We start from the raw sequence: 26,334 nt of genomic DNA on the forward strand, positions 1-26,334 counted from the left end.
GCAAGGCAGGATTTTGAACATGGCGACAGGCGCAGCGACACACGACGATCACGCCCATGATGATCACGCCCACCATCCGACCGGATGGCGGCGCTATCTCTACTCCACGAACCACAAGGACATCGGTACGATGTACCTGGTCTTTGCGGTGATCGCGGGCATCATCGGCGCTGCGATGTCGATCGCGATCCGTGCCGAGTTGATGTACCCGGGCGTCCAGATATTCCACGAGACGCACACATATAACGTGTTCGTGACCTCGCACGGTCTGATCATGATCTTCTTCATGGTCATGCCGGCGATGATCGGCGGGTTCGGCAACTGGATGGTGCCGCTGATGATCGGCGCGCCGGACATGGCGTTCCCGCGCATGAACAACATCTCGTTCTGGCTGCTGCCCGCCTCGTTCGCGCTGCTGGTGCTGTCGACCTTCGTCGAGGGTGAGCCGGGCGCCAACGGCGTCGGCGCCGGCTGGACCATGTACGCGCCGCTGTCGACCTCGGGCCATCCCGGACCGGCGGTGGATTTCGCGATCCTGTCGCTGCATCTCGCCGGTGCGTCGTCGATCCTCGGCGCCATCAACTTCATCACCACGATCTTCAACATGCGCGCGCCGGGCATGACCCTGCACAAGATGCCGCTGTTCGTCTGGTCGATCCTGGTGACGGTGTTCCTGCTGCTGCTGTCGCTGCCGGTGCTCGCCGGCGCGATCACCATGCTGCTGACCGACCGCAATTTCGGCACCACCTTCTTCGCGGCCGACGGCGGCGGCGACCCGGTGCTGTTCCAGCATCTTTTCTGGTTCTTCGGCCACCCCGAAGTGTACATCCTTATCCTGCCCGCCTTCGGCATGGTCAGCCAGATCGTCTCGACCTTCTCGCGCAAGCCCGTGTTCGGCTATCTCGGCATGGCCTACGCCATGGTCGCGATCGGCGGCATCGGCTTCGTGGTGTGGGCGCACCATATGTACACCGTCGGCATGTCGTCGGCGACGCAGGCCTATTTCGTCGCCGCCACCATGGTGATCGCGGTGCCGACCGGCGTGAAGATCTTCTCCTGGATCGCCACGATGTGGGGCGGCTCGATCGAGTTCAAGGCGCCGATGATCTGGGCTGTCGGCTTCATCTTCCTGTTCACCGTCGGCGGCGTCACCGGCGTGGTGCTGGCCAATGCCGGCGTCGACCGCGTGCTGCAGGATACCTACTACGTGGTGGCGCACTTCCACTACGTGCTGTCGCTCGGCGCCGTGTTCGGCATCTTCGCCGGCTGGTACTACTGGTTCCCGAAGATGTTCGGCTACATGTACTCGGAGAAGATCGCCAAGGCTCACTTCTGGTTCACCTTCGTCGGCGTCAACCTGGTGTTCTTCCCGCAGCACTTCCTCGGCCTGTCGGGCATGCCGCGCCGGTACGTCGACTATCCGGATGCATTCGCCGGCTGGAACCTGATCTCGTCGTACGGTTCCTACATCTCGGGCTTCGGCGTGCTGATCTTCATCTACGGCGTGATCGATGCCTTCGTCCGCAAGGAGCAGGCCGCGAACAACCCGTGGGGTGCGGGTGCGACCACGCTGGAGTGGACGCTGACCTCGCCGCCGCCGTTCCACCAGTTCGAAGTGCTGCCCCGCGTGCAGTAAGTCCAAGACAACGCGGCGCACCCTGGGTGCGCCGCGCCTTTTAAGAGAAGCGAGACCTGATCTTGTCGGTTGTCGATCACAACGCCATCGAGCTGCCCCGGATCTCCGAGGCCGAAGTGGGCGATTACATCGCGCTGCTGAAGCCGCGCGTGATGTCGCTGGTGATCTTCACCGCGCTGGTCGGGCTGATGATCGCGCCGGTTCATGTGCATCCGGTGCTGGCATTCACCTCGATCCTGTGCATCGCGGTCGGCGCCGGCGCCTCCGGTGCGCTCAACATGGCCTATGAGGGCGATGTCGATGCGCTGATGACGCGCACCGCCAACCGGCCGATCCCGCGCGGCCGGATCACACAGACCGAGGCGGCCGCCTTCGGCATCACGCTCGCCTTCTTCTCGGTGATGACGCTCGGCATCCTGGTCAACTGGGTGGCGGGCGCACTGCTTGCCTTCACCATCTTCTTCTATGCCGTGATCTACACGATGTGGCTGAAGCGCTGGACCGCGCAGAACATCGTGATCGGCGGCGCCGCCGGCGCGCTGCCGCCGGTGGTGGCATGGGCCGCCGCGACCGGCTCGCTCTCGGTCGAGCCGATCCTCTTGTTCCTGATCATCTTCTTCTGGACCCCGCCGCACTTCTGGGCGCTGGCGCTGTTCCGCAGCGACGATTACGCGCGCGCCGGCATCCCGATGCTGCCGGTCGTCGCCGGACCCGACGCGACCCGTCTGCAGATCCTGCTCTACACCGTCGTGCTGGTCGCGATCGCGCTGGCGCCGTGGCCGCTCGGCTATTTCGACGCGATCTACGGCGTCACCTCGCTGGTGCTCGGCGCCGGCATGCTGTGGCTCGCCATCGAGGTCTATCGCCGCCGCGAGGGAGTGGCCGCGAACCGGGCGACGCGCCGGCTGTTCGCCTTCTCGATCCTTTACCTGTTCGCGCTGTTCGCCGTCCTCCTCGCCGAGGTCGTGATCCGCGCGATTGCGCCTGTCTTGATCGGATAGGGACGCCGGGGGGCGAGATGGGGGCGCATGGGATACCAATGGACGACAAAAACGAACCCGAAGGCATCGTCCTTACTGAGGCGCAGCTCAAGAGCCGCCGCCAGCGTTCGATCGCCATTGCGCTCGCGCTCGGCGTCATGGTCGTGCTGTTCTTCGCCGTCACCCTCGTCAAGGGGCCAGCCGTGCTGGTGCGGCCGCTGTGAGTGAGATGCAGCACCAGGGACCGCAGCAGGGTGAGGGCGCCAAGGTCACGCGCCGCATGCTGACGCGCGACGCCATGGTCGCCTCGATCTGCGGCTTCGTCGTGGTGCTGATGGTCGGCGCGTCCTACGCCGCCGTGCCGTTCTACAACTGGTTCTGCCGCACCACCGGCTTCAACGGCACCACCCAGGTCGCGACCTCGGTGCCGACGGATGCGCCGCTCGAGCGCACCATCACCGTCAGCTTCGATTCCAACGTCGCGCCGGGCCTGCCCTGGAAGTTCGAGCCGGAGCAGAACAATATCGACGTCAAGATCGGCCAGGTCGTCACGGTCTATTACACCGTGACCAACCAGTCGGCGCGCACCACCACGGGGCAGGCGTCCTACAACGTCGCGCCGCTGACCGTCGGCGCCTATTTCCAGAAGATCAACTGCTTCTGCTTCACCGAACAGACCATGGCGCCCGGCGAAAAGCGCGAGATGGCGGTCGTGTTCTATGTCGATCCGGCGCTGGCCAAGGACAGCGAGAACGACACGCTGAAGACGATCACTTTGTCCTATACCTTCTTCCCCGTGCGCGACGCCGCGCCGAAGCCCGTGGCGGCCGGCGAGGCGGAGCAGCGCAAGGGCGGCTAGAGCATGATCCGGAAAAGTGGGGACCGGTTTTCCGAGAAAATCATGCTGATGAGATTGGAATTCAAGATTAAGACGTGCCTTGCGGCACGCGAATGGAGAGACGGCAATGGCTGAGGCGCAAGTCAAGCATCACGACTATCATCTCGTCGACCCGAGCCCGTGGCCCGTGGTCGGCTCGATCTCGGCCTTCATCATGGCATTCGGCGCGATCGGCTGGATGCACCACATGTACTCCGCCGCGCCGATCGTGTTCGGCATCGGCACGATCGGCGTGCTCTACACCATGGCGAGCTGGTGGGGCGACGTGATCAAGGAAGCCCAGTACAAGGGCGACCACACCCGCGTGGTGCAGATCAGCCACCGCTACGGCATGATCCTGTTCATCGCCTCCGAAGTGATGTTCTTCGTCGCCTGGTTCTGGGCCTTCTTCAACTCGGCGCTGTTCCCGGCCGACGCGGTGCACGCCACCCGCGACGCGGTGTTCGGCTGCGGCCCCGGCACGGCGATGGGCGCCTGCTCGGTCCCCGGCACCTGGCCGCCGAAGGGCATCGAGACCTTCGATCCCTGGCATTTGCCGCTGCTCAACACGCTGCTGCTCTTGACCTCGGGCACCACGGTCACCTGGGCGCACCACGCGCTGCTGGAGAACGACCGCCAGGGCCTCAAGCAGGGCCTGATCCTCACCGTGATCCTCGGCGCCTTGTTCACCTGCGTGCAGGCCTATGAGTACGCGCATGCGACGTTCTCGTTCGGCGGCAACGTCTACGGCGCGACCTTCTTCATGGCGACCGGGTTCCACGGCTTCCACGTGCTGGTCGGCACCATCTTCCTGCTGGTCTGCCTGGTCCGCGCCTATGCCGGCCACTTCACGCCGAAGCAGCACCTCGGCTTCGAGTTCGCCGCCTGGTACTGGCACTTCGTCGACGTGGTCTGGCTGTTCCTGTTCATCTGCATCTACGTCTGGGGCCGCGGCGCCGAGGCGATGGCCCACGGCGCGCACTAAAGCGCCATCGCGCTTTAGCCTTCTGTTTGAGCATGATCTTTTCGGAAATCCGCTGCACACTTTTCCGGATCATGCTCTAGCGCAGGCCGACGTGCTAAGAAGGGGCGGCCGAATGGCCGCCCCTTTGCTTTGAAGAGAACCGATGACCGATACCCCGCCCACCGTGACCGAAAGCGCGATCCGCGGCATCGCCTGCCGCTGCCCGCGCTGCGGCAAGGGCAAGCTCTATTCCGGCTTCCTGACGCTGGCGCCGCGTTGCCAGGCCTGCGGCCTCGACTACGCCTTCATCGATGCGGGTGACGGACCGGCGGTCTTCATCATCATGCTGGCCGGCGCCATCGTGGTCGCGGCGGCACTGATCGTCGAGGTGAAGTACCAGCCGCCGTTCTGGGTGCATGCCGCGCTGTGGCTGCCGTTGATCCTGGTGACCACGATCCTGCCGCTGCGGTCGATGAAGGCGCTGCTGATCGCGCTGCAATTCCACCACAAGGCCGCCGAAGGCCAATTGATCGAGCGCGACCCGAAATGAATGACGTATCCACGCGCCCGCCGAGCGCGGCCGGCTTCGGCATTTTCACACTGATCCTGATCGCGGTGTTCATCGCCCTCGGCGTCTGGCAATTGCAGCGCCGCCTCGAGAAGCATGCGCTGATCGCCGCACTCGATGCGCGGCTGGCGGCGCCGACCGAGGTGCTGCCGCCGCCATCGGCATGGCCTGCACTGACCTCGGCCAAGGACGAATTCCGGCGCGTCACCTTGACCGCGACCTATGCGAAGCAGCCGGACGCGATGGTGTTCAGCTCCGGCTCGGCGGTGCGTGACGATATCTCGGGGCCCGGCACCTGGGCGTTCCTGCCGGCGAAACTCGCCAGCGGCGAGACCGTCGTGGTCAACACCGGATTCGTCCAGAACACGATGCAGGACCGCGCCTTCGAGGACCGCGTCGCGGGCCGCCTCGTCACCGGCGCGCCGGTCGAGCTGACCGGCTACATCCGTTTTCCCGAGCCGCCGGGCCGGCTGACGCCGAAGGAGGATTCGTCGAAGCGGCTATGGTTCGTGCGCGATCACCGCGCGATGGCACAGGCGCTCGGCTGGGGTGAGGTCGCACCGTTCTACATCGACCTCGAGGCGCCGGTGCCCGACAGCGGCACGCCGAAGCCGGGACCGCTCAAGGTCCACCTCAAGGACGACCACATGCAGTATGCCATCACCTGGTTCTCGCTGGCCGCCGCGGTCACGATCGCGTTCGGCCTGTGGTGGCGCGGCCAGCGGCGCAAGGCGTAGAGCATGATCCGGAAAAGTGGAAGCCGGTTTTCCGGAAAGATCATGCTCAAAAAAGAGATTTAGCGTTTAGGGTGTGAGCGCGTCGCTCGGCGAGGCGACGCGGACCTTCATCGCATCGCTCATGGGGAGCTGCAGGTTCTGTCCCCTCGGCGGGATCGGCTGCTCGAACCATTTCGCATAGAGCTTGCCGAATTCGCCGGACGCCATCTTCTCCCGGATTGCGCCATCGACCAGCGCCTTGAACTCCGGGTCCTGCTTGCGGATCATCAGCCCGTAATAGGTCGGCGCGTAGGTTGTCGCGAGCATCCGGAAGGCCTTCGGATCCTGCGCGTTGGCGACCATCCCCGCGACCAGGATATCGTCCTCGAACCAGGCGGCGGCGCGGCCGGTCCGCAACATCAGCAGCGATTCCGCGTGGTCCTTGGCTTGCGCGATCGTCACCTTGAGCTTCTGGTCGGTGATGGTCTTCTGGGCGCCGGCGAGGTTGAGCGAACCCTGCGTGACCACGATCGTCTGCCCGTCGAGCTGCTTGAGGTCGGTGATCGGAGACTGGTCGACCACCAGCCAGCGCGGCGAGGCGACATAGGTCGCAACCGAGAACGCCACCTGCTTCTGCCGCTCGGCGGTGTTGGTGGTGCTGCCACATTCGACGTCGATGGTGCCGTTCTGCAGCAGCGGGATGCGGTTGGAGGCGTCGACCGCGACATACTCCGTCGCGAGCTCCGGCCGGCGCAATTCGGCGCGAACCTTGTCGGCGATCGCCGCACACAGATCGAGCGAGAGCCCGGTCGGCTTCTGATCCGTGCCGAGAAAGGCAAACGGGATCGACGCCTCGCGGTAGCCGAAGGTGATCTTGCCGATATCCCTGATCTTCTCGAGCGTCTGGCTTGCCGCGTGGACCGCGCCGGCGTCGAATATCGCGATCGATAGCGCGGCGAGTCTCAGCGTGTGAACGTGGTTGCGGATCATGTCGGCCTCCCCCTGTTGCTAGCCGCCCTTGCTGCGTGACAATTCGTCGAGGCTCTCGCGCAACGACCGGTCGAGGATGTCGGTGGCCCGGTCGATCTCATCGGTGGATACGGTGAGCGGCGGCGCGATTCGCCACACCGATCCGCGCTCGGGACGGCGGCGGATGTTCATGCTGAGGCCGTGCTCGAAACACTTCTTCGTAGTCAGCCCGCCGAGCTGATGGGCGGCGTCCTTGCTGTTGCGATCGGTGACCAGCTCGACGCCGAGCAGCAGGCCCGCGCCCCTGATGTCGCCGATCTGCTCGTATTTCTGCTGCAAGCCCTCGAACCGGTTGCGGAGGTAGGCGCCCATGACATTGGCGCGTTCGACCAGCTTCTCCGCCGCGATCACGCGCAACACGGCGAGCCCCACTTCCGCCAGCAGCGGATCGGACACGTGGCTGGTGTAGTAAGTGAAATGACCGTCGTGCAGCTTGTGCTCGATCGCCTCGGTGGTCGACACCGCAGCGAGCGGCAGGCCGCCGCCGAGCGTCTTCGACATCGTCATGATGTCCGGAACCACGCCGAAATATTCGGATCCCGTCTTCTTGCCGATGCGGCCGAACGCAGTCTGCGCCTCGTCGAAGATCAGCAGCATGCCGCGGTCGTGGGCCGCCTTGCGCAGCGCCTCCATGAACGCCTTGGGCGGCACCAGCACGCCGCCGGCGCTGATGATGGGCTCGGCAATGATCGCAGCTCCGCGGCCGCTCGACTGCATGTCGAACATCTTGAGCGCGAGATCGAGATTGGCGAGCGCGGACTCCTCGTCGCTGCCCTTGGCGATATATGGCCGGTAGGCGTTGGGCTCCGGGATAACGAAGACGCCGGGCGGCGGCACACCGTAGCCCTTGCGGTCGCTCGCCATCGAGACCGAGGCGGCACCGCCGGTGATGCCGTGCCAGGAGCCGCCGAGCACCAGCACCTCGTAGCCGCCGGTGTACATCTTGGCCATGCGGAGCGCGACTTCGGTCGCCTCCGAGCCGGTATTGATGAAGATCGAGCGCTTGAGGTCACCGGGCAGCCAGTCGGTGGCGAGCACCTGGGCGAGCTCGGCGACGACCTCGGGGATCATCCCGCTGAACATGTGGAACGCCTTCCGGCCGGCGCGTTCCACCGCCTCGACGATCGCCGGATGGTTGTGCCCGATCGTGGCGCACATCTGGCCGGAGGTGAAATCGAGATATTCGCGGCCGTCGCTGTCGGTGACGATCGTTCCCCTGGCCGAGGTGAAGAGGTTGGGGAAGACGTCACCGCCATAGCGGACCAGGAATTCGTCGGCGGCGGCTTTCAGCGCGGAAGTCATGGGCACTCCTCGGGCAAGCGGCGTCGTGAGCCGCACGGCCGAGCCGTGCGGCAACGCGGAATCCGCTCGCCGTTCTTTAGGGGCAGTTCTTGGGGTTCAGTTCTCGGGTAACGAAGCTGTTGCGTCAGGGCATTCGCGGTACGAAAATTGCCTGAGCCAACGAGGATATCGGTACCGGGCACGCGGGATGGGCGCCAGTTCAAAAAACTCAGCAGCCGATGAAGTGGAGTCAACGCAACGGCCGCGCATGCCGCCGCTCAAGGCGCTGCTGGCGTTCGAGGCGGCCTCGCGGCATGGCAGCTTCAGCCGCGCCGCCGAGGAACTCGGCGTCACGCCGTCCGCCATCAGCCATCACATCCAGAAGCTCGAAGACTTCCTCGGCGTTCAGGTGTTCTCACGGCACGCCGGGCGCGCGGTGCTGACCAATGCCGGCCGGGTCTATGCAAGCGAGATCGAGCGCGCCTTCGGAACCATCGTGGGCGCGACGCGGCTGGTGGCGCCGCAGTCGCAGCGCGACCATCTGTTCATCGCGAGCGGCCCGAGCTTCGCCGCCAAATGGCTGCAGCCGCGGATCGGCAATTTCATCGAGCTGCATCCGGAGATCGGGATCCGGCTGTCGACGATGTCGGACCTGCGCGATCTCGAAACCATCCGGTTCGACCTCGCCATCGCCTATGGCTGCCCGCCCGCCGGCAATGGCCGGCAGGCCGAACCGCTGCTGGCGGAGCGGTTGCGTCCGCTGTGCAGTCCGCGGCTGATCGAGCAGGTTCAGCTGCGCGAGCCCGGTGATCTCGGCCGCGCAACGCTCATTCATTCTTCCAATGCGCTGACCTGGACCGACTATCTGCGCCAGGTGGTCGGGACCAACATCAGGGCGCGTCACGAACTCTGGTTCGACCGTTCGACGATGGCGATCGACGCGGCCGTCGAAGGTCTCGGCGTGGTGCTCGAGAGCGAATTGCTTGCCGCCGATGAATTGAGGAAGGGCACGCTGGTCGCGCCGTTCGATCATCCCGAATTCGAGGTCGAGACGGTGTCCTATTATCTGGTGCGTTCCGCCGAAGCCAAAGGCCGCAGCCATGTCGCGGCGTTCGAGGCGTGGCTGCGCACGAAGATCGCGATGGCGAATCTTCGTGCGCCCGTGACGTGATACTCGATCCATGCCGGCCTAGTGACCGACAGGGGCGGGGCCGCCGAGCTTGACCTTGCGCAAGGTCAGCGCCAGCGGGATCGCCGACAGCGCGATCAGCATCAACACCCAGAACGCATCCATGTATGACAGGAACGAGGCCTGGATCTGCACCTGCTGCCCGATCCACTGGATCGCCTGCTGTTGCGCCTGCGCCAGCGAATTGCCCTGGGCAACGAAGAAGTCGGTCACCTGGTGCAGCGTGTCCTGATATTGCGGGCTTGACGGCGTCACCTGCTCGACCAGCCGGCTCTGGTGGAACTGCTGGCGGTGCGTCAGCACGTTGGACACGATCGAGACGCCGATCGAGCCGCCGGTGTTGCGCGCCGCGTTGATCAGCGCGGAGGCCTGGTCGGTCTTGTTGGGCGGAATTCCGTCATAGGACGCCGCCATGATCGGCACGAAGATCAGCGGCAGGCCGACGCCGATCAGCATGCGCGATCGCGCCATGAACCAGAAGCCGAGGTCGCCGTACACGTTGGTCATGCTGTACATCGAGGCGGCGATCACCAGCGCGCCGGCGATGATCAGGTATTTCGGCTGCACCTTGGCGGCGAGCCGGCCGACCACGAACATCATCAGCATGGTGACGACGCCGCCGGGCGACAGCACGAGGCCGGCCCAGGTCGCGGTGTAGCCGAAATCCTGCTGCACCAGCTGCGGCAGGAACTGGGTGGTCGCGAGCAGGATCGCGCCGGTCGCCAGCATCACCAGGAAGCTGGCGCCGAACTGCCGGCTTGCGACCATGCGCAGGTCGATCATCGGATTGCGGCGGGTCATCTCCCACGGGATCATCAGCACAAACGCGGTGGCGCAGATCACCGCTGATGCGATGATGAAAGACGAAGCGAACCAGTCGTCCTCCAGGCCGCGGTCGAGCATCACCTCGAGCGCGCCGAGGAAGGTCGCGACCAGCGCGAAGCCGATGAAGTCGAAACTGCTGTCCTGCTTCTGATCCTTGGCTTTCGCGGGCTCCTGCAGCACCGCCGCGATCAGCGCGATCGCGAACACGCCGACCGGCGCGTTGATCAGGAAGCACCAGTGCCAGGACAGATTGTCGGACAGCCAGCCGCCGAGCGTCGGGCCGACCACCGGCGCCACCACGACGGCGATGCCGAACACCGCAAACGCCTGGCCGCGCTTGGCCGGCGGGAAGGCATCGGCAAGGATCGACTGCGCCACCGGCACCATGCCGCCGCCGCCGAGCCCTTGCAGGATGCGGAACAGCAGCAGCGCGTTGAGGTTGGGCGCGAACCCGCACAGGATCGAGCTGACCGTGAAGATGCCGAGGCAGATCAGGAAGAAGGTTTTGCGGCCCAGCATTTTGGCGAGGAAGCTGGAAGCGGTCAGGATGATGGCGTTGGAGACCAGGTAGCTCGTCACCACCCAGGAGGCTTCGTCCTCGCTGACGCCCATGCCGCCCGCGATGTAGGGCAGCGCGACGTTGGCGATGGTGGTGTCGAGCACCTCCATGAAGCTCGCGAGCGCGACCACGATGGCAATCAGCCAGGGATTGACGGTGACGCTCGGAGCCGGGATGCCTTTTGCGTCGATCGCAACGGCACTCATCACGGCCTCCCGATGAGCTTTCCAAGGCGCTCGAACAGCGACGGTGAGGAATCGACGCGCACGGTCGGTACAACGGACATGCCCGGGCCGAGCGCGACGTCGGTCGGCGGGTTGTCCATCACGATCTTCACCGGCACGCGCTGCACGATCTTGACGTAGTTGCCGGTGGCGTTCTGCGCCGGCAGTAGCGAGAACGCGGTGCCGGAGCCCGGCTGCACGCTCTCGAGATGGCCCTCGATGGTCCGGCCGGGATAGGCGTCGATCTTCAGCGTCGCCTTCTCGCCGGGCCGCATCCGGTCGAGCTGGATCTCCTTGAAGTTCGCGGTGACCCAGATCTGGTCCGGCACGAACATCGTGAGGTTGGTGCCGGCCTGGGCGAACTGGCCGACCGCGGCCGACAGGTTGACGACGCGGCCCGGCTGCGCGGCGGTCACCGTCGTGTAGGACAGATTGAGCTTGGCCTGGTCGCGTTGCGCCCCGGCCTGGGCGAGGTTGGCGACCGCGCTCTTGCGCTGCGCCTTCAGCGATTCGACCTGGCGCTGCGCGAGATTCAGCGTCGTTAAAGGCCATGACAACCAGCACCTTGAAGAAGCCGCGGGTGCCCAAGGCGAAGCCGATCGAGGTGCGCGCCGGCCGGCCGCCGAAGGAATTGGCCGGCGAGGTCGATGCCCGCATCCTCGACGCGGCACGCAAGGTGTTTCTGGCGCGCGGGTTCGAGGGCGCGAGCATCGACGAGATTGCCGAAGCCGCGCGCTCCGGCAAGCGCACGATCTATGCACGCTTCCGCGACAAGCGGGCGCTGTTCACCGAAGTGGTGACGCGGGACATCCTGGCACGGATCGCGGAGTTCAAGGCGGGCGCGCCGGTCGGCGTGACGGTTGAGGAGCGGCTTACCAGCGCCGCCTTGACGCTGCTGCATTGGGGTTTCGACACCGACCGGATCGGCCTGATGCGGCTCGCCATCGCCGAGACGCATCGCTTCCCGGAGATCGCTGCCAACGTCAACCAGAGGGCGCGCGCGCTCGCCACCGAGCTCGGGGTTCACCTGCTGCGCGACCTGACGCAATCCGACGAACTCGGCAAGCTGCCGGCCTTCGCCTCGGAACATCTTCCGACCACGGCGCGGATATTCCTCGACATCATCGTCGTGCCGATGCTGTTCCGGGCCATGTTCCAGGTCGACCTGAAGGCATTCGATCCCGAGATCGACGCGCATGTCGCGAACGGCGTCGCGTTCTTCGTTGCCGCGTGCCGGAGCGGCTGGGTCGAGAAGGCCTAATCGCTCGCGGCGCTCCGCGAAATCGACGGGTCGGTCCGGTGCGCCCGACCATCGTCGAATTTGTAGAGCGCGAAACCTCCACCGATCAGAACGGCAAGGACAATGATCAACGCGATGGCGTTCTTCATTGCGACCTCCATCACAGCCAGAGGCGCAACGCGCACTCGCATTTCGACGTTCCGTGAAATTTCGATGACGCGCTGAATGTCGGGGACAGCGCGCCTCTTGTCACGAGACTGCAATGCCGCGTTGGTCAGATCGTCATCTGCTTAGCCCGCGGGTCGGACCACCAGCGCGGGCAAGGCGGGGTCACCCGTGTTACGCGGCCGGGTGGCCCCGTTGGCGACCCGAGCTGCGTTCCGGCTGGATCGTGAGCCGATAGGCGATCAGCATCGATCCGTCGAAGACCTCGAGTGCGGTCTCACAGACCGGGCAGCGGTACTCACCGTTCGAGCCGGGTTCGGACCACAGCTCCAGCCGGCGAAATCCTGCGCCGCAACATGGACAGGTCACATCTGTTTTCTTCATCTGCGCACCCCGGAGCTGACGTCCACTGATGACAGTTTAGCAAAACCAGCGCGGCGGGACTATGTTCCGCGGCTGGACACCGGTCGGCCGTTACGATCGCCTCAAACCCGGCTGCAAGCCGAAGCTCCGCAGGGGGTATTGATGCCGGACATCCTGGTCCGTTGCCCGGAGACGGGCAAGCCCGTACAGACCGGCCTGGACGCCGAGACGGTCGTGCTTGAAACGCTCCCCGGTGTCGCGCTCCCCGTCCAATGCCCGCATTGCGGCCAGACGCATTTCTGGAAACCGGCGGAGGCGTGGGTCTGGCACGGCAAAAGCACGCGCCCCCATTGAGACGAGAACAGGCGCGCGCTCAGCCCGGCGCGCGCTCCACCGCGTGACGCAGCCAGACCATGCCGCCTTCCAGTGTCTCGCAATGTGTGAGCCGCAGCGATTGCCCGGCGCCGGGGCGATCGCCGTCCGGGCCGTGATAGTCGACGATGCTTTGCGTTCCGGCGACGCCGTCGACCGCCGGAAAAATCAGCGTGCTGAACTCGTCGATCAGGCCGTGCTTCAGGAACGCGCCGTTGATGCCGCCGCCGCCTTCGAGCAGCAGCGTCTTGGCGCCGAACAGCGCCGCTAGCTGCGCCATCGCGCCCGCCAGATCGTCGCCCTTGGCGCCGGCAAAGATGTAGGACGCGCCGTCCTCGCGCAGCTCGGCGAGATGGCCATCCGAGACCTGTTCGCTGAGCACCGCAACCGCATGATCGCCGCCGACATTGTCCTTGCCGAAATGCACGCGGCCCGACGGATCGATGCCGACAGCGAGCTTGCGGCCGTCGCGGTTGGAAAGATGCGCCTCGCGCGGCAGTTTCGGTGGGTTGGCGATGTGGCGCTCCGATCCCTTCGCCATCTCGTTCATGGTAACGCGGCCGATGATCCAGCCATCGGCATTGAAGCCGTCATGGATCCGCTCATAGTGCGAACGCAGCACGTCGGCCGGAATGCCGGCGGCGGCCTTGGTGAAGCGGCTGGGATGAAGCCGGCCGTCGATCGACGTGCCCATGTGGCAGATGATGTGGGGTCGCATGAGATGACTCTCGGTGGGGGATGACGGCGCCGCGGGACGGTTGGGGCAGCTCCAGATTTAGAGAGATCCAGGCAGGTTCTCAACGCCGATAACGCCGCGGCGTTTCAACTTCGCTTGTCTAATCGAACCAGCCGCGCCGCTTGAACCAGAGCATCGGCAATATGCCGCTGGCGATGATCGCAGCCCAGGCCAAGGGATAGCCGAAGCTCCAGCCGAGCTCCGGCATCTCCTTGAAGTTCATACCCCAGACGCCGACCAGGATGGTCGGGGGCACGCCGACCACGGAAACGATGGTCAGGATCTTGAACAGGTCGTTCTGCTGGATGTTGATGAAGCCGAGCACGGCGTCGAGCAAGAGCTGGATCTTGTCCGACAGCCGCGTCTCGTAATCGCCGAGCGAAGCCACATCCTTGGACACCGCCTCGAGCCGCCGCTTCGACGCCGATGTGATCCATTCATTGCCGACGTCGTCGGCGAAGGTCGCGACCCGGCCGACACCGAGCAGCACGTCGCGCGCCTTCGCCAGCCGATCGGCCAGCTCGCCGATATTTTCCAGCGCCTCGCGCAGCCGGCGGCTCGAGCGCACCGGACGCTTGCTCCGCACTAGGCCGCCCTTGAAGACACCGCGCGACAGCTTGTCGGTCTTGGCGCCGAGATGCTCGAGCACGTCGGCGCCGCGATCGACCATGGCCTCGAGCAGCGCGGTGAACACGCACATGCCGTTTTGCAGGCTCTTGTCGGTGTCGATCCGTTTCATGACGTCGTCGAACGTGGTGAGCTGCGCGAACCGCACCGTGACCAGCACCTTCGGCCCGATCACGAAGCCGATATTGGTGATCTCGGCCTCGTTGTTGGCGTCGATCCGCACCGCCGGCGAGCTCAGATAGAGCCGGTCGTGATCGCTCACCAGCCGGCTGGACGCCTCGATCTGGCCCAATGCGCTTTCAGAGGGGACGCGAATGTCGAGCACGCGCTCGACGAACTGCTTTTCGTCGTCGGTGTCAACTGCTGAGCCGAATCGGCGGATCACCAAGATTTCAGCAGTTGTGACAGGAACAATCGCAGCGCTGAGTTCGCCCCGCAACCTCGTGGCCGACGAGATGAGCCGACAGCGCTGTTGACCAATATAGGGTACCCCCCTATATTACTTGCATGTCGCACACCATCAAGCACAAGTCCAAGCTCGTCGGCCGGGTCCGCCGCATCAAGGGGCAGTTGGAGGCGGTCGAGCGGGCGCTGGAGTCCGAGATCGGCTGTGCCGACGTGTTAATGCTGGTGGCCTCGGTCCGCGGCGCCATCAACGGCCTCACCGCGGAACTGCTCGAGGATCACATTCGCCATCACGTGGTGGACCCTGCGCGGGAAAAGGATCCCGAGAAGGCACAGGGCGCCGCTGATCTGATCGACGTCGTTCGTACCTATTTGAAGTGAAAGCTATGGCCGATCTTTCCCAGCTGCTCCAGCAGAGCAGCGCGCATGCATGGCTGTTCATCCCCAGTGCGATCCTGCTCGGCGCGCTGCATGGCCTCGAACCCGGCCACTCCAAGACGATGATGGCGGCGTTCATCGTCGCGATCCGCGGCACGGTGGTGCAGGCGGTACTGCTCGGCCTGTCGGCCACGATCTCGCACACCGCGATCGTCTGGATCATCGCGCTGGCTGGGTTGCATTTCGGCCAGCAATGGTCCGGCGAGCGCAGCGAAGCCTGGCTGCAACTGGCCTCGGCGGCGATCATCATCGCGATCGCGGCCTGGATGGCCTGGCGCACCTGGCGTGAGCAGAACGCCGAACACGACCATCACCATGATCACGATCATGACCATCATCATGACGAAACCCGCCAATTGGCCCTGGCCGGGCAAGCGCTGTCGCTCGAAATCTTCGAGGACGGCGTGCCGCCGCGTTGGCGGTTGCGCAGCGAGTCCGGGACGCTGCCGGCGGCGGACGCGGTGAGCATGGTGACGATCCGCCCCGATGGCAGCGAGCAGCATTTCCGCTTCACCGACCGGAGCAGCTATCTGGAAAGCCTCGACGAGATTCCGGAGCCGCATGCCTTCAAGGCACGGATTGCGGTGCGGGCGGACATCGCGGAGGTCCTGTTCGAGGAGCACGGCCACGCGCATATGGACCTCGGCGACGCGGATGATGCGCATGCGCGCGCACACGCGGCCGACATCCGCAAGCGCTTTGCCGGGCGGACCGTCACGACGTGGCAGATCATCCTGTTCGGCCTGACCGGCGGGCTGATTCCGTGTCCGGCGGCGATCACCGTGCTGCTGCTCTGCCTTCAGCTCAAGCAGTTCAGCCTCGGCTTCGTGCTGGTGCTCTGCTTCGGCATCGGGCTTGCGATCACCATGGTCTCTGCCGGCGTCGCAGCCGCGCTCAGCCTGCGTCATGTCGAGCGTCATTGGGGCGGCTTCAGCCGCTTCGCCCAGCGCGCCCCCTACGTGTCGGTTGCGCTGATCGTGCTGGTCGGCCTCTATACGGGCTGGCTGGGGCTGCACGGGATCGTGGCTTGAGGCCCGACCGGTCTGGCGGACGCCGAAGTCGTGCAGACCTGTCGCGAGAATGCGAACGTATCACTCGATCCTGCAACACACTCGATGTCGTCCCGGCGAAAGCCGGGACCCATAACCACAAATGCCAATCGCTCTGCGACACTGGAACGACGAGTCCCTTCCCCAACACAAGCTGCGGCGTATGGGTCCTGCTTTCGCAGGGTCGACGAATGGACGGAGCTCGGGCTACTTCACTGGATCAACCGCGTGTGCGGGTGATGACAGCGATGTTCGACATCTTGAATCGAGCTATCCCCATCGTCGTCCTGGCGAAGGCCAGAACCCATTACCCCGAATATTCGTTGTTGCGCGACGCTGGGGCCACGATCCCGTTCATCACCGAATGCGGTGGTTATGGGCTCCTGGCTTTCGTTAGGACGACGGTGGAGGATATTCGTTACGGTGCCTTCGCCCGCATCGCCTCAGGCGTATCGGGCTGTGCGGACGGATGCGCCTTGGCGAATGCCGGCAGCGCCATGGCGGCTTCGTGGATGCGCTTCACTGCCGGCCAGGGCGCCAGGCTGATCTGCTGGTTGATCGCCGCCGTGACGTGGCCGACCAGGCAGATGTCGGCGAGGGTCGGCGCATCGCCGTGGCAGAAGGTGCCAGTCGCCCTGTGGCCGGCGAGGTGGCCCTCGAGCGCGGCCAGCGTCTCGATCGTCCAGTGCCGCCGCCATGCCTGCTGCTGGCTGTCGCGCAGATCGAGCTCGCGGTCGAGATAGCGGCGCACCCGCGGCGTTAGCAGCGGATGGCCTTCGCAGGCGACCATCAGCGCAAGTCCGCGCACCCGGGCGCGCCCGAGCGCATCTGATGGCAGCAGCGGCGGGTCGGGATGGGTCTCGTCGAGATAATCGATGATCGCGAGCGACTGGACCAGCACCGTGCCGTCGTCGGTCACCAGCGCCGGCAGCGCCATCTGCGGATTGAGCTTGCGATAGGCGTCGGCGCGATGCGCGTCGGCCTCGAGATCGACGAACACGGCCTCGGCCGGCGCCCCCTTGAGGTTGAGCGCGATCCGCACCCGGAAGCTCGCCAGCGACCGCCAGAAGGAGAAGAACTGCATCGAGTGCACTCCTCGCGTCATGTCCGGGCAAGAGCGCGAAGCGCGTCTTCGCGAGGATGCCCGGGCATCCATCAATCTTCGTGAGAATTTTGTTGGTAGATGGATCGCCGGGTCAAGCCCGGCGATGACAAGTCTTGGCGGGGCTTACCCCGCGCCCACGGCCTTCTTGCGCCACGCCAAGTGCACGGCGCAGGTGCAGCCCTTCGGATGCGAGGCCAGTTCCGCATCGTTGGCTGGCGTCGCGGCGGGCGCGATCGCCTGACCCTTCGCGCCGTCCTGCGACGGGATGTAGTTCAACACCGGCGCGAGCCAGCGCTCGACCTCGGCGACCGTCATGGCCTTGCGCGCGGCATAGTCCTCGACCTGGTCGCGCTCGATCTTGCCGACACCGAAATAGAAGCTCTCGGGATGCGAGAAATACAGGCCCGAGACCGACGAGCCCGGCCACATCGCAAAGCTCTCGGTCAGCTTCACACCGGCGGTGTTCTCGGCATCGAGCAGCGCGAACAGCGTCCGCTTCTCGGTGTGGTCGGGCTGCGCCGGATAGCCGGGCGCCGGGCGGATGCCGTCGTACTTCTCGAGGATCAGTTCGTCCGCCGACCACGCCTCGTCGGGCGCATAGGCCCAGAACTCCTTGCGCACGCGCTGATGCATGCGCTCGGCAAAGGCTTCGGCCAGGCGATCGGCCAGCGCCTTGCACAGAATCGAGGAGTAGTCGTCATTGGCGTTCTTGAATCGGTCGGCGACCGCATCCTCGCCGATCCCCGCCGTGACGACGAAGCCGCCGATATAGTCGGGGACGCCGGTTTCCTTGGGCGCGATGAAGTCGGACAGCGCCGCGTTGAAGCGGCCCTCGCGCTTCTCGAGCTGCTGGCGCAGCGTGTGGAAGGTCGCGATCTTTTGCTTCCGCGTCTCGTCGGCATAGACCTCGATGTCGTCGCCTGTGGCATTGGCCGGCCAGAAGCCGATGGTGGCGCGGGCGGTGAACCACTTCTCCTTGATGATCGTGTCCAGCATCTTGCGCGCGTCGGCATAGAGCGAGCGCGCGACTTCGCCGACCTTGGGATCGTCGAGGATCGCCGGGAAGCGGCCGGTCAGCTCCCAGGTCTGGAAGAACGGCGTCCAGTCGATGTAATCAGCGAGCTCTGCGAGATCGTAGGCGTCGAAGCTCTTCAGCCCGAAGAAGGCCGGCTGCTTCGGCGGCGCCGCTGCGAAGTCGATCGCGACCTTGTTGGTGCGGGCCTCAGCGAGCTTCAGCCGCTTCTTGTCGGCCTGGGCACGGAAATGCGCGGTCGAGATTTTCGCATATTCGGCGCGCACCTCGGCGGCATAAGCCTGCTTCTTGTCGGCCGACAGCAGCGAGGAGGCGACGCCGACGGCGCGGCTCGCGTCGTTGACATGCACGACCGGGCCGCCCGGGTAGTTCGGGTCGATCTTCACCGCGGTATGCACGCGGCTCGTGGTGGCGCCGCCGATCAAGAGCGGCACGTTCATGCCCTGCCGTTCCAACTCGCCGGCGAGGAAGCTCATCTCGTCGAGCGAGGGCGTGATCAGGCCGGATAGGCCGATGATATCGGCGCCCTCGGCCTTCGCGGTCTCGATGATCTTGTTGGCGGGCACCATGACGCCGAGGTCGATGACCTCGAAATTGTTGCACTGGAGCACGATGCCGACGATGTTCTTGCCGATGTCGTGGACGTCGCCCTTCACCGTCGCGAGCACGATCTTGCCCGCGGCATTGCGGCCGCCGGTGATGCCGTTGGCGAGGTTGCGCGCCTTCTCCTCCTCCATGAACGGCATCAGATAGGCGACCGCCTGCTTCATCACGCGGGCCGATTTCACGACCTGCGGCAGGAACATCTTGCCGTCGCCGAAGAGGTCGCCGACCACGTTCATGCCGGCCATCAGCGGGCCCTCGATGACGTCGAGCGGGCGGGACGCGTTGACGCGCGCGGCCTCGGTATCGGCCTCGATGAACTCGGTGATGCCGTGCACCAGCGCGTGCGACAGCCGCTTCTCGACCGGCCATTCGCGCCAGGCGAGATCGGCTTCCTTGGTCTGCTTCTCCTTGCCGCGGAATTTCTCGGCCAGCGCCAGCAGCCGCTCCGACGCGCCGGGATCGCGGTTGAGGATCACGTCCTCGCAGGTCTGGCGCAGCTCGGGGTCGATGTCGTCATAGACGATCATCTGCCCGGCATTGACGATGCCCATGTCCATGCCGGCATGGATGGCGTGATACAGGAACACCGAGTGCATCGCCTCGCGCACCGGCTCATTGCCGCGGAACGAGAATGACAAATTGGAGACGCCGCCGGAGATGTGGGCGCCCGGCAGGTTCTGGCGGATCCAGCGCGTCGCCTCGATGAAGTCGACGCCGTAATTGTTGTGCTCCTCGAGGCCGGTCGCGATCGCGAAGATGTTCGGATCGAAGATGATGTCCTCGGGCGGGAAGTCGAGTCGGTTGACCAGGATGTCATAGGCGCGCTTGCAGATCTCGGTCTTGCGCGCGAACGTATCGGCCTGGCCGGTCTCGTCGAACGCCATCACGACGACCGCGGCACCGTGCCGCTTGGCGACGGTCGCCTCGTGCAGGAATTTCTCCTCGCCTTCCTTCATCGAGATCGAGTTCACGATCGGCTTGCCCTGGATGCACTTCAGGCCGGCCTCGATGACGTGGAACTTGGAGGAGTCGACCATCACGGGCACGCGCGCGATGTCGGGCTCGGCGGCGACGAGGTTGAGGAACGTCACCATCGCATTCTCGGAATCGAGCAGGCCTTCGTCCATGTTGACGTCGATGACCTGGGCGCCGTTTTCGACCTGGTCGCGCGCGACCTGAAGGGCGGCGGTGTAGTCGCCCGCGGTGATCAGCTTGCGGAAGCGGGCGGAGCCGGTGACGTTGGTGCGCTCGCCGACGTTCACGAACGGAATCGCGTCGGTCAGCGTGAATGGCTCGAGGCCGGAGAGCCTGAGACGAGATTCGATCTCGGGCACCACGCGCGGTCTGTGCGGGGCGACGGCCCTGGCGATCGCAGCGATATGGTCCGGCGTGGTGCCGCAACAACCGCCGACGATGTTGACGAGGCCGGCGGCGGCGAACTCGCCGATCAGCCGCGCCATGTAGTCCGGCGTCTCGTCATACTGGCCGAACTCGTTGGGCAGGCCGGCGTTCGGGTAGGCGCACACCAGCGTGTCGGCGACGCGGCCGATATCGGCGATGTGCGCGCGCAGATCCTCGGCGCCGAGCGCACAGTTGAACCCGATCGTGATCGGCCTGGCATGCCGCACCGAATGCCAGAACGCCTCCGGCAACTGCCCGGAGAGCAGGCGGCCGGACTTGTCGGTGATGGTGCCGGAGATCATCACGGGCACGTCGATGCCGCGCTGCTCGATGATCTCGGAGATCGCGTACAGCGCCGCCTTGGCGTTCAGCGTGTCGAAGATGGTCTCGACCAGCAGCAGGTCGGCGCCGCCGTCGAGCAGGCCCTTGGCCTGTTCGCCATAGGCCTTGCGCAGATCGTCGAAGGTCACCGCGCGATAGCCGGGATTGGAAACGTCGGGCGAGATCGAGGCGGTGCGGTTGGTCGGGCCGAGCGCGCCGGCGACGAAGCGCTCCTTGCCGTCCTCGGCCGACACGCGCTCGGCGGCGGCGCGGGCAAGCCGGGCACCTTGCAGGTTCATCTCATAGGCGAGGTCGGACATGTCGTAGTCGGCCTGCGCGATCGAGGTCGAGGAGAACGTGTTGGTCGCGACGATGTCGGCACCGGCACGCAGATAAGCGGCGTGGATGTCCGTGATCGCCTCGGGCTGGGTCAGGATCAGGAGATCGTTGTTGCCCTTGATGTCGCGGTGGAAGTCCGCAAAGCGTTCGCCGCGGAAGGCGGCTTCGTCGAACTGCAGGCCCTGGATCATCGTGCCCATGGCGCCGTCGAGCACCAGGATGCGCTCGCGGGCAGCCGCGAGCAAAGCGTTACGCTTGGGGGAAACCGGTACGGACATGATTTAAGCAGCTTTCTGGGTGCCATTCGGCCGGATGCCGAGCAGATGGCTGATCGCGAACACGAGGTCCGCGCGGTTCATGGTGTAGAAGTGGAAGGTGTCGACGCCGTGCTTGAACAGCTTCTGCACCTGGCCGGCAGCGACCGTCGCCGCCACCAGCTTGCGGGTCTCGGCGTCGTTGTCGAGGCCGTCGAACTTCTCGGCGAGCCAGTCCGGCACGCTGGTGCCGGCACGGGTGACGAAATTGCGCGCCTGCTTGAAATTGTGCATCGGCATGATGCCCGGCACGATCGGAATCTCGATGCCGCACGCGCGCACCCTGTCGACATAGCGGTGGTAGAGGTCGTTGTCGAAGAACACCTGGGTGATCGCGCGTGTTGCGCCGGCGTCGACCTTAGCCTTCAGCGTATCGATGTCGGCGTCGAAATCCTTCGCTTCCGGATGCTTCTCCGGATAGGCGGACACCGAGATCTCGATGTCGGGGTGGCGCTTCTTGATCCCGGCGACGAGCTCGGCCGAGCTCTGGTAGCCGTCGGGATGGGTGAAGTAGGGCGTGCCGATGCCGCCGGGCGGGTCGCCGCGCAGCGCCACGATGTGGCGGACGCCGACCTCATGGTAGCGATCGACGACGTCGTCGATCTCGCCGCGCGAGGCGCTGACGCAGGTCAGATGCGCGGCCGGCAGCAGATCGGTCTCGCGAAGGATGCGGGTGATGGTCGAATGGGTGCGCTCGCGGGTCGAACCGCCGGCCCCATAGGTGACGGAGACGAAGTTCGGCGTCAGCGGCGCCAGCCGGTTGATCGTGTCCCACAGCGTGCGCTCCATCTCCTCGGTCTTCGGCGGGAAGAACTCGAAGGAGATTTTCGGCATCTTCGGCGCGCGCTGGCCGTTCGATACGGAGGAAATGGTCTCGGTCATGATACGCAAGGGCTCCGCAACTGGAGGGCAGACGTCCGGGCTCGGTATGATCGCTCCAAGATAAGCGAAACGGGCCCGACCAAACAGCCCATTGTATGTGGGAAATTGCCCATTAATTCCGAAACAATGGTCGATATCGACTGTCAAGGATGCTTGGTGGGCGATCAAGTCGCCTGGCGAGGGGATGACATTAACGCGATGGTATATATTGATAAAACTATGGAATAGCAGTTCGCTGGAGCTCAGAGTCGATGGTGGGCAGAATAGCCTGTGCATGAATCTCTATTTTTCGTCCCAAAGTCTACGGCGTCGGGTACCGACAATCCGGTGCGGGACTGGTCTGCGCGGCCGGGGCCTTTGTCGCCTTGCGACGCCACACTAGGCTGACGGCCATGATTCCGCTCTCCGTCCTCGACCTGTCCGTCGTCACCACCGGCACCAGGCCCGCCGCTGCGCTCCGCAACAGCATCGACCTGGCGCGCCATGTCGACGGGCTCGGCTACGTCAGATACTGGCTCGCCGAGCACCACAACCTTGCGTCCGTCGCGAGCCCGGCGCCCGATCTGATGATCGGGCAGATCGCCGCGGTGACGGAGCATATCCGCGTCGGCTCCGGCGGGGTGATGCTGCCCAACCATGCGCCGCTCGTGGTCGCCGAGCGCTTCAAGATGCTGGAGGCTTTGTTTCCCGGCCGCATCGATCTCGGCCTCGGCCGCGCGCCCGGCACCGACGGCGCCACGGCTTACGCGCTGCGCAGCCGGCTCGACCGCCGCGAGGGCGACGATTTCCTCGAGCGGCTGCATGAGCTGACCTTGTGGGAGACGCGCGATTTCCCGGCCGGCCACCCCTACAACAATGTGGTGGCGATGCCGGATGATTCGCCGCTGCCGCCGATCTGGCTGCTCGGCTCGAGCGACTATTCCGCCGAGCTTGCCGCCCAGGTCGGGATGGGCTTTGCCTTCGCGCATCACTTTGCCACGCACGACGCAATCGCCGCGATGACCAATTATCGCGCGCATTTCAAGCCGTCGGGCTGGCGCGCGACGCCGCAGTCGATCCTGGCGGTTGCCGTCGTCGCGGCGGAGACCGATGCGGAGGCCGAGCAGCTTGCGATGTCGATGGATCTCAACCGGCTGCGTCGCGACCGCGGCCAGTATCTGCCGTTGCCTGATATCGAGGAGGCGATGGCCTATCCCTACACCGACGCCGAGCGCGCCTCGATCGCACGCAACCGCGCGCGACTGTTCGTCGGCAGCCCGGCGACCGTGATGGCGAAGCTGGAGCCGCTGATCGCGGCCACCCAGGCGGACGAGCTGATGGTGATCACCGCGGTCTACGACCACGCAGCACGGAAGAAATCCTACAGCCTGCTTGCCGAGGCGTTCGGGCTGCGGAAGAAGGCCGCCACATAACGATTGCCGTCCCGGCGAAAGCCGGGACCCATAGCCACCGATGGTAATTGTTGCGCGATGCTTGAACGACGAGTCCCACCCACAACGTCCGCTGCGGCGTATGTGTCCCGGCCTGCGCCGGGACGACGGATGGAAAGACTTCGCGCCAGGCTTAGTCCCGCGTCTCGCTGAACGTGGCGCGGAACGGGTGGCCGGGATAGACGCCGACGATGCGGAATTCGCGCGAGAAGAATTTCAGTTCCTCGAGCGCAAAGGCGAGCCCGCGATCATCGGGGTGGCCGTCGACATCGGCGTAGAATTGCGTGGCGAAGAAATTGCCGTCGACCATGTAGCTTTCGAGCTTGGTCATGTTGACGCCGTTGGTGGCGAAGCCGCCCAGCGCCTTGTAGAGCGCCGCCGGCAGATTGCGCACCCGGAACACAAAGCTGGTGACCAGCGGACCCGAGCCCTGCACGGCCCATTTTTCCTCGCGCGCCAGCACCACGAAGCGGGTGGTGTTGTGGGCCTCGTCCTCGATGTCCTCGGCGAGGATGTCGAGGCCGTAGATGTCGGCGGCCAGGCGCGAGGCGATCGCCGCCACGCTCGTGTCGCCGCGTTCTGAGACGTCGCGGGCGCTGCCGGCGGTATCGCCGGCGACGATCGGCTTGATGCCGAGCTTGCGGATCGTACGCCGGCACTGGCCGAGCGCCTGGACGTGGCTCTCCACGCTCTTGATGTCGGCGAGCTTGACGCCCTTGAGCGCCATCAATTGGTGGCGGATCGGCAGGAACCATTCGCCGACGATGAACAGGCCCGAGGCGGGCAACAGGTGATGGATGTCGGCGACGCGGCCGGCGACCGAATTCTCGATCGGGATCATGCCGAGATCGGCCTCGCCCGAGGAGATCGCGGCCAGCGCGTCCTCGAAGGTCGGGCAGGGCATCGGCTCGGCGTCGGGGTAGGCCTCGACGATCGCGATATGGGAATTGGCGCCAGGCTCGCCCTGGAACGCGATTTTCAGCTTCTTGGTCATGGGTTCTTTCCTGCGGCGCCTTTTAGAGCATGATCCGGAAAAGTGGAAACCGGTTTTCCGAAAAGATCATGCTCAACAACGAGATGCCACTCAGGCTTTGGAAAGTATTCTGCGGGCGGTTTCGAGGTCGGCCGGGGTGTCGACGCCGCGGGGGACGGTGTCGACGATGGTGATGTCGATCCGCATTCCGGCTTCCAGCGCGCGCAGCTGCTCGAGCTTCTCCTGCGCTTCCAGCGGCGAGGGCGGCAGCGCGACGAACCGCTCAAGCGCGGCGCGGCGGTAGGCGTAGAGGCCGATATGGTGGTAGCGCGGTCCGTCGCCATGGGGCGCGGTGGCGCGGGTGAAATAGAGCGCGCGCAACCGGTCGGCGCCGACCGGCGAGCCCACCGCCTTGACGACGCTGGGGGCCCGGTCCTCCTCCTCGCTGTGGATGCGGGAGGCCAGGGTCGAGATGTCGACCGCGGGATCGTCGAGCGCGGGCATCACGCTGCGGATGGTTTCCGGCGTGATGGTCGGGAAATCGCCCTGCAGATTGACCACGATCTCGGCATCGCCGGTAGGATCGAGGGTCATCATCGCTTCATGGATCCGGTCCGAACCGGACGGATGATCGGGGCGGGTCATCACGACCTCGCCGCCCGCCGCTCGCACCGCAGCCGCGATCTCGGCCGTGTCGGTGGCAACCGCGACCCGGCCGATCCCGGCTTCCTCGGCCCGGCGCAGCACGTGGACGATCATGGGCGATCCGGCGATGTCGAGCAGCGGCTTGCCGGGAAGTCGGGTGGCGGCCATGCGGGCCGGAATCAGCACCAAGGTACGGAATTGCGTCATTCGTATCGGGGCCCGTCCGGCCTGCGGAAATTGCCGGGGAGGAGGTGGAATTCGGCGCGTTTATACGGGTTGCCAGAGCGCGGGCAAACCGATATCTCAACCCTGCTTGGGGCGGTGCGATAAGGCCGATTCCCAGGTCTCTCCCCGCGGCCGTATTCCCGGCCTGAAGTCGACATTCAAGGCCCGGAGCCTGACCCAAAATGGACTCCTTCGAACTCAACAAAATCCTCGGTGCGGTTCTCGGCACCTGCATCGTCGTCCTGGTGATGAGCTTTACCGCCGGGGCGGTGTTTTCCGCGAAGATGCCGGAGAAGCCGGGTTTTGAGATCGCAGTGAAGGAAGAGTCCCATGGCGGTGGCGGCGAGGCCGCAGCCGCCCCGTCCGAGCCGATCGAGAAGCTGCTGCAGACCGCCTCGGTCGAGAAGGGCGCGGCGGCCGCCAAGAAGTGCGGAGCCTGCCATACCTTCGAGAAGGGCGGCCCGAACCGCGTCGGTCCGAACCTCTTCGGGATCGTCAACGAGGCGCGGGGTGAAGGCCGCGGCTTCAATTTCTCGGCGGCGATGAAGGCCAAGGGCGGCACCTGGACCTTCGACGACCTCAACAAGTTCATCGCCAATCCGAAGGGCTTCATCCCCGGCACCGCGATGGGCTTCGCCGGCGTGCAGAAGGACAGCGAGCGCGCCGACATCATCGCCTATCTGAATTCGAACTCGGAGCACCCGGCTCCGCTCCCGACCGCTTCGAAGTAACGATTTGCTTCGCCAGCACGCGGATGAAACGGCCAGGCAATGCCTGGCCGTTTTCGCATGGGGAATCCGCTATCGCGGGGTTGTTA

26 protein-coding genes and 1 pseudogene are annotated in these 26,334 nt (G+C 65.3%); 14 read left to right on the forward strand and 13 right to left on the reverse strand.

Annotation, left to right across the window (positions count from 1 at the left end):
• Positions 1 to 19 precede the first annotated feature (19 nt).
• The 7 genes from ctaD (at position 20) to ACVILL_RS16605 (ending at position 5,762) form a co-directional block, all read left to right on the forward strand.
• A complete protein-coding gene (ctaD, locus tag ACVILL_RS16575) occupies positions 20 to 1,636 on the forward strand; it encodes a cytochrome c oxidase subunit I (protein WP_456730032.1) in 1,617 nt (538 codons plus the stop codon).
• Between the two features lie 62 nt (positions 1,637 to 1,698).
• Positions 1,699 to 2,637: a heme o synthase gene (locus ACVILL_RS16580; protein WP_456730033.1), complete on the forward strand. Its 939-nt coding sequence runs from the start codon at positions 1,699 to 1,701 to the stop codon at positions 2,635 to 2,637.
• A gap of 38 nt (positions 2,638 to 2,675) precedes the next feature.
• Positions 2,676 to 2,840, forward strand: a complete 165-nt coding sequence (locus tag ACVILL_RS16585; RefSeq protein ID WP_212012421.1) for a CoxF protein — start codon at positions 2,676 to 2,678, stop codon at positions 2,838 to 2,840.
• 5 nt (positions 2,841 to 2,845) lie between these two features.
• Positions 2,846 to 3,475, forward strand: coding sequence for a cytochrome c oxidase assembly protein (locus tag ACVILL_RS16590; RefSeq protein WP_456734278.1), 630 nt, complete (start codon positions 2,846 to 2,848; stop codon positions 3,473 to 3,475).
• Between the two features lie 106 nt (positions 3,476 to 3,581).
• Positions 3,582 to 4,478 (forward strand): cytochrome c oxidase subunit 3, encoded by an 897-nt coding sequence (locus tag ACVILL_RS16595; RefSeq protein ID WP_456730034.1) that lies wholly within the window; start codon positions 3,582 to 3,584, stop codon positions 4,476 to 4,478.
• 142 nt (positions 4,479 to 4,620) lie between these two features.
• Positions 4,621 to 5,007 carry a DUF983 domain-containing protein gene (locus ACVILL_RS16600; protein ID WP_456730035.1) on the forward strand — a complete coding sequence of 129 codons (387 nt, stop codon included), beginning with the start codon at positions 4,621 to 4,623 and terminating at the stop codon, positions 5,005 to 5,007.
• A complete protein-coding gene (locus ACVILL_RS16605; RefSeq protein ID WP_456730036.1) occupies positions 5,004 to 5,762 on the forward strand; it encodes an SURF1 family protein in 759 nt (252 codons plus the stop codon). Before ACVILL_RS16600 ends, ACVILL_RS16605 begins: the two co-directional genes overlap by 4 nt.
• Before the next feature lie 66 nt (positions 5,763 to 5,828).
• Here ACVILL_RS16605 and ACVILL_RS16610 read toward each other — a convergent pair whose 3' ends face one another.
• Entirely contained in the window at positions 5,829 to 6,731 is a 903-nt protein-coding gene (locus ACVILL_RS16610) for an amino acid ABC transporter substrate-binding protein (RefSeq protein ID WP_456730037.1), read from the reverse strand.
• A gap of 18 nt (positions 6,732 to 6,749) precedes the next feature.
• Positions 6,750 to 8,072 (reverse strand): aspartate aminotransferase family protein, encoded by a 1,323-nt coding sequence (locus ACVILL_RS16615; RefSeq protein WP_456730038.1) that lies wholly within the window; start codon positions 8,070 to 8,072, stop codon positions 6,750 to 6,752.
• Between the two features lie 223 nt (positions 8,073 to 8,295).
• Between ACVILL_RS16615 and gcvA the strand changes: the two genes are divergently transcribed.
• Positions 8,296 to 9,222 (forward strand): transcriptional regulator GcvA, encoded by a 927-nt coding sequence (gene gcvA, locus ACVILL_RS16620; protein ID WP_456730039.1) that lies wholly within the window; start codon positions 8,296 to 8,298, stop codon positions 9,220 to 9,222.
• A gap of 18 nt (positions 9,223 to 9,240) precedes the next feature.
• Here gcvA and ACVILL_RS16625 read toward each other — a convergent pair whose 3' ends face one another.
• Positions 9,241 to 10,830, reverse strand: a complete 1,590-nt coding sequence (locus ACVILL_RS16625; protein WP_456730040.1) for a DHA2 family efflux MFS transporter permease subunit — start codon at positions 10,828 to 10,830, stop codon at positions 9,241 to 9,243.
• Positions 10,830 to 11,384, reverse strand: a pseudogene (locus ACVILL_RS16630) (HlyD family secretion protein); the annotation flags it as partial. The pseudogene ACVILL_RS16630 and the gene ACVILL_RS16625, both read right to left, overlap by 1 nt.
• A 14-nt stretch (positions 11,385 to 11,398) precedes the next feature.
• Between ACVILL_RS16630 and ACVILL_RS16635 the strand changes: the two are divergent.
• The gene (locus ACVILL_RS16635; protein WP_456730041.1) at positions 11,399 to 12,109 is read left to right on the forward strand and encodes a TetR/AcrR family transcriptional regulator; all 711 of its coding nucleotides are present in this window, start codon (positions 11,399 to 11,401) and stop codon (positions 12,107 to 12,109) included.
• Here ACVILL_RS16635 and ACVILL_RS16640 read toward each other — a convergent pair.
• Together ACVILL_RS16640 and ACVILL_RS16645 are read right to left on the reverse strand one after the other, a co-directional pair.
• On the reverse strand, positions 12,106 to 12,237 hold the full coding sequence (locus ACVILL_RS16640; RefSeq protein ID WP_456730042.1) for a hypothetical protein: 132 nt from the start codon (positions 12,235 to 12,237) through the stop codon (positions 12,106 to 12,108). The genes ACVILL_RS16635 and ACVILL_RS16640 overlap by 4 nt on opposite strands.
• A 190-nt stretch (positions 12,238 to 12,427) precedes the next feature.
• Entirely contained in the window at positions 12,428 to 12,637 is a 210-nt protein-coding gene (locus tag ACVILL_RS16645) for a hypothetical protein (protein WP_456730043.1), read from the reverse strand.
• 141 nt (positions 12,638 to 12,778) lie between these two features.
• Here ACVILL_RS16645 and ACVILL_RS16650 point away from each other — a divergent pair, with 141 nt between their 5' ends.
• Positions 12,779 to 12,970 carry a hypothetical protein gene (locus ACVILL_RS16650; RefSeq protein ID WP_456730044.1) on the forward strand — a complete coding sequence of 64 codons (192 nt, stop codon included), beginning with the start codon at positions 12,779 to 12,781 and terminating at the stop codon, positions 12,968 to 12,970.
• A gap of 19 nt (positions 12,971 to 12,989) precedes the next feature.
• Here ACVILL_RS16650 and ACVILL_RS16655 read toward each other — a convergent pair whose 3' ends face one another.
• The gene (locus ACVILL_RS16655) at positions 12,990 to 13,706 is read right to left on the reverse strand and encodes a dihydrofolate reductase family protein (protein ID WP_456730045.1); all 717 of its coding nucleotides are present in this window, start codon (positions 13,704 to 13,706) and stop codon (positions 12,990 to 12,992) included.
• A gap of 118 nt (positions 13,707 to 13,824) precedes the next feature.
• Positions 13,825 to 14,736 carry a magnesium transporter CorA family protein gene (locus ACVILL_RS16660; protein WP_456730046.1) on the reverse strand — a complete coding sequence of 304 codons (912 nt, stop codon included), beginning with the start codon at positions 14,734 to 14,736 and terminating at the stop codon, positions 13,825 to 13,827.
• Between the two features lie 122 nt (positions 14,737 to 14,858).
• Here ACVILL_RS16660 and ACVILL_RS16665 point away from each other — a divergent pair, with 122 nt between their 5' ends.
• Together ACVILL_RS16665 and ACVILL_RS16670 are read left to right on the forward strand one after the other, a co-directional pair.
• A complete protein-coding gene (locus ACVILL_RS16665) occupies positions 14,859 to 15,137 on the forward strand; it encodes a metal/formaldehyde-sensitive transcriptional repressor (RefSeq protein ID WP_016847064.1) in 279 nt (92 codons plus the stop codon).
• Positions 15,138 to 15,142: 5 nt separating this feature from the next.
• Entirely contained in the window at positions 15,143 to 16,225 is a 1,083-nt protein-coding gene (locus ACVILL_RS16670; RefSeq protein WP_456730047.1) for a nickel/cobalt efflux transporter, read from the forward strand.
• 436 nt (positions 16,226 to 16,661) lie between these two features.
• Here ACVILL_RS16670 and maiA read toward each other — a convergent pair whose 3' ends face one another.
• The 3 genes from maiA to metF all read right to left on the reverse strand — a co-directional run bounded on the left by maiA (position 16,662) and on the right by metF (position 22,244).
• The gene (maiA, locus tag ACVILL_RS16675) at positions 16,662 to 17,327 is read right to left on the reverse strand and encodes a maleylacetoacetate isomerase (protein WP_456730048.1); all 666 of its coding nucleotides are present in this window, start codon (positions 17,325 to 17,327) and stop codon (positions 16,662 to 16,664) included.
• A 144-nt stretch (positions 17,328 to 17,471) separates the two neighbouring features.
• Entirely contained in the window at positions 17,472 to 21,326 is a 3,855-nt protein-coding gene (metH, locus tag ACVILL_RS16680; protein ID WP_456730049.1) for a methionine synthase, read from the reverse strand.
• A gap of 3 nt (positions 21,327 to 21,329) precedes the next feature.
• Positions 21,330 to 22,244, reverse strand: coding sequence for a methylenetetrahydrofolate reductase [NAD(P)H] (gene metF, locus ACVILL_RS16685; protein ID WP_456730050.1), 915 nt, complete (start codon positions 22,242 to 22,244; stop codon positions 21,330 to 21,332).
• Between the two features lie 392 nt (positions 22,245 to 22,636).
• Here metF and ACVILL_RS16690 point away from each other — a divergent pair, with 392 nt between their 5' ends.
• Positions 22,637 to 23,656: an LLM class flavin-dependent oxidoreductase gene (locus ACVILL_RS16690; RefSeq protein WP_456730051.1), complete on the forward strand. Its 1,020-nt coding sequence runs from the start codon at positions 22,637 to 22,639 to the stop codon at positions 23,654 to 23,656.
• A gap of 151 nt (positions 23,657 to 23,807) precedes the next feature.
• Here ACVILL_RS16690 and ACVILL_RS16695 read toward each other — a convergent pair whose 3' ends face one another.
• On the reverse strand, positions 23,808 to 24,668 hold the full coding sequence (locus ACVILL_RS16695; RefSeq protein ID WP_456730052.1) for a prephenate dehydratase: 861 nt from the start codon (positions 24,666 to 24,668) through the stop codon (positions 23,808 to 23,810).
• A gap of 90 nt (positions 24,669 to 24,758) precedes the next feature.
• Complete coding sequence (locus tag ACVILL_RS16700) at positions 24,759 to 25,499, reverse strand: 3-deoxy-manno-octulosonate cytidylyltransferase (protein ID WP_456730053.1); 741 nt, start codon at positions 25,497 to 25,499, stop codon at positions 24,759 to 24,761.
• A gap of 200 nt (positions 25,500 to 25,699) precedes the next feature.
• On the opposite strand from ACVILL_RS16700, the gene ACVILL_RS16705 reads away from it, so the two are divergent.
• Positions 25,700 to 26,248: a c-type cytochrome gene (locus ACVILL_RS16705; protein WP_456730054.1), complete on the forward strand. Its 549-nt coding sequence runs from the start codon at positions 25,700 to 25,702 to the stop codon at positions 26,246 to 26,248.
• The last annotated feature ends 86 nt before the right edge of the window (positions 26,249 to 26,334 follow it).

The organism is Bradyrhizobium sp. USDA 3364 (genome assembly GCF_054056355.1).

Coding starts and splice junctions, on each gene's coding strand:
- ctaD (WP_456730032.1), top strand. CDS start 20: ATGGCGACAGGCGCAGCGACACACGACGATCACGCCCATGATGATCAC.
- ACVILL_RS16585 (WP_212012421.1), top strand. CDS start 2,676: ATGGACGACAAAAACGAACCCGAAGGCATCGTCCTTACTGAGGCGCAG.
- ACVILL_RS16590 (WP_456734278.1), top strand. CDS start 2,846: ATGCAGCACCAGGGACCGCAGCAGGGTGAGGGCGCCAAGGTCACGCGC.
- ACVILL_RS16595 (WP_456730034.1), top strand. CDS start 3,582: ATGGCTGAGGCGCAAGTCAAGCATCACGACTATCATCTCGTCGACCCG.
- ACVILL_RS16600 (WP_456730035.1), top strand. CDS start 4,621: ATGACCGATACCCCGCCCACCGTGACCGAAAGCGCGATCCGCGGCATC.
- ACVILL_RS16605 (WP_456730036.1), top strand. CDS start 5,004: ATGAATGACGTATCCACGCGCCCGCCGAGCGCGGCCGGCTTCGGCATT.
- ACVILL_RS16610 (WP_456730037.1), bottom strand. CDS start 6,731: ATGATCCGCAACCACGTTCACACGCTGAGACTCGCCGCGCTATCGATC.
- ACVILL_RS16615 (WP_456730038.1), bottom strand. CDS start 8,072: ATGACTTCCGCGCTGAAAGCCGCCGCCGACGAATTCCTGGTCCGCTAT.
- ACVILL_RS16625 (WP_456730040.1), bottom strand. CDS start 10,830: ATGAGTGCCGTTGCGATCGACGCAAAAGGCATCCCGGCTCCGAGCGTC.
- ACVILL_RS16635 (WP_456730041.1), top strand. CDS start 11,399: ATGACAACCAGCACCTTGAAGAAGCCGCGGGTGCCCAAGGCGAAGCCG.
- ACVILL_RS16640 (WP_456730042.1), bottom strand. CDS start 12,237: ATGAAGAACGCCATCGCGTTGATCATTGTCCTTGCCGTTCTGATCGGT.
- ACVILL_RS16645 (WP_456730043.1), bottom strand. CDS start 12,637: ATGAAGAAAACAGATGTGACCTGTCCATGTTGCGGCGCAGGATTTCGC.
- ACVILL_RS16650 (WP_456730044.1), top strand. CDS start 12,779: ATGCCGGACATCCTGGTCCGTTGCCCGGAGACGGGCAAGCCCGTACAG.
- ACVILL_RS16655 (WP_456730045.1), bottom strand. CDS start 13,706: ATGCGACCCCACATCATCTGCCACATGGGCACGTCGATCGACGGCCGG.
- ACVILL_RS16665 (WP_016847064.1), top strand. CDS start 14,859: ATGTCGCACACCATCAAGCACAAGTCCAAGCTCGTCGGCCGGGTCCGC.
- ACVILL_RS16670 (WP_456730047.1), top strand. CDS start 15,143: ATGGCCGATCTTTCCCAGCTGCTCCAGCAGAGCAGCGCGCATGCATGG.
- maiA (WP_456730048.1), bottom strand. CDS start 17,327: ATGCAGTTCTTCTCCTTCTGGCGGTCGCTGGCGAGCTTCCGGGTGCGG.
- metH (WP_456730049.1), bottom strand. CDS start 21,326: ATGTCCGTACCGGTTTCCCCCAAGCGTAACGCTTTGCTCGCGGCTGCC.
- metF (WP_456730050.1), bottom strand. CDS start 22,244: ATGACCGAGACCATTTCCTCCGTATCGAACGGCCAGCGCGCGCCGAAG.
- ACVILL_RS16690 (WP_456730051.1), top strand. CDS start 22,637: ATGATTCCGCTCTCCGTCCTCGACCTGTCCGTCGTCACCACCGGCACC.
- ACVILL_RS16695 (WP_456730052.1), bottom strand. CDS start 24,668: ATGACCAAGAAGCTGAAAATCGCGTTCCAGGGCGAGCCTGGCGCCAAT.
- ACVILL_RS16700 (WP_456730053.1), bottom strand. CDS start 25,499: ATGACGCAATTCCGTACCTTGGTGCTGATTCCGGCCCGCATGGCCGCC.
- ACVILL_RS16705 (WP_456730054.1), top strand. CDS start 25,700: ATGGACTCCTTCGAACTCAACAAAATCCTCGGTGCGGTTCTCGGCACC.